This is a genomic window from Nocardia sp. NPDC055002, assembly GCF_053608825.1.
Map to the genome: position 1 here is coordinate 229,466 of NZ_JBSGWE010000008.1, position 1,335 is coordinate 230,800.

At 54.2% G+C, this 1,335-nt stretch carries 1 rRNA gene (running past one end of the window); it reads right to left on the minus strand.

Features of this window, described 5'->3' with window-relative positions:
• Window positions 1-1,290, minus strand: a 23S ribosomal RNA gene (locus tag ACWF99_RS28725); it reaches 1,267 nt to the left of the window's first position.
• Window positions 1,291-1,335 lie beyond the last annotated feature (45 nt).

Consider the following 1,335-nt stretch of genomic DNA (forward strand, 5'->3'; position numbering starts at 1 on the left):
GGACGGGCTATTGTGTGAATGCCGCGGCTTCGGCGGTGTACTTGAGCCCCGCTACATTGTCGGCGCAGGATCACTTGACCAGTGAGCTATTACGCACTCTTTCAAGGGTGGCTGCTTCTAAGCCAACCTCCTGGTTGTCTAAGCGACCCCACATCCTTTTCCACTTAGTACACGCTTAGGGGCCTTAGCCGGCGATCTGGGCTGTTTCCCTCTCGACTACGAAGCTTATCCCCCGCAGTCTCACTGCCACGCTCTCACACACCGGCATTCGGAGTTTGGCTGACTTCGGTAAGCTTGTAGGCCCCCTAGGCCATCCAGTAGCTCTACCTCCGATGTGAAACACGTGACGCTGCACCTAAATGCATTTCGGGGAGAACCAGCTATCACGGAGTTTGATTGGCCTTTCACCCCTACCCACAGCTCATCCCCTCAGTTTTCAACCTAAGTGGGTTCGGGCCTCCACGACGTCTTACCGTCGCTTCACCCTGGCCATGGGTAGATCACTCCGCTTCGGGTCCATAATGTGCGACTAAATTTCGCCCTATTCAGACTCGCTTTCGCTACGGCTACCCCTCGACGGGTTAACCTCGCCACACACCGATGACTCGCAGGCTCATTCTTCAAAAGGCACGCCATCACCCCACACAACACAAGTGTCGGAGGGCTTTGACGGATTGTAAGCGCACGGTTTCAGGTACTATTTCACTCCCCTCCCGGGGTACTTTTCACCTTTCCCTCACGGTACTAGTCCGCTATCGGTCACCAGGGAGTATTCAGGCTTACCGGGTGGTCCCGGCAGATTCACAGCAGATTTCACGGGCCCGCTGCTACTCGGGAGACATCCACAACAGCCAAGAAGTTTTCGTTTACCGGACTATCACCGTCTATGGCAGGCCGTTCCAGACCACTTCAACTAACCACTTGGTTTCTTACTGTTGCTCAACTCGGCAGAGTTGAGAAGAATGTTCCCACTACCCCAGCTAGACAACGACTGCCGTCTATCACATCTAACTGGTTTAGCCTCATCCGCTTTCGCTCGCCACTACTCACGGAATCACTGTTGTTTTCTCTTCCTGTGGGTACTGAGATGTTTCACTTCCCCACGTTCCCTCCACACACCCTATATATTCAGATGCGGGTAACACGACATCACTCGTGCTGGGTTTCCCCATTCGGAAATCCTCGGATCTCAGCTCGGTTGACAGCTCCCCGAGGCTTATCGCAGCCTCCTACGTCCTTCATCGGCTCCTGGTGCCAAGGCATCCACCGTACGCTCTTAAACACTTACTAACAAAGATGCTCGCGTCCACTGTGCAGTTCTCAAACAACACACCC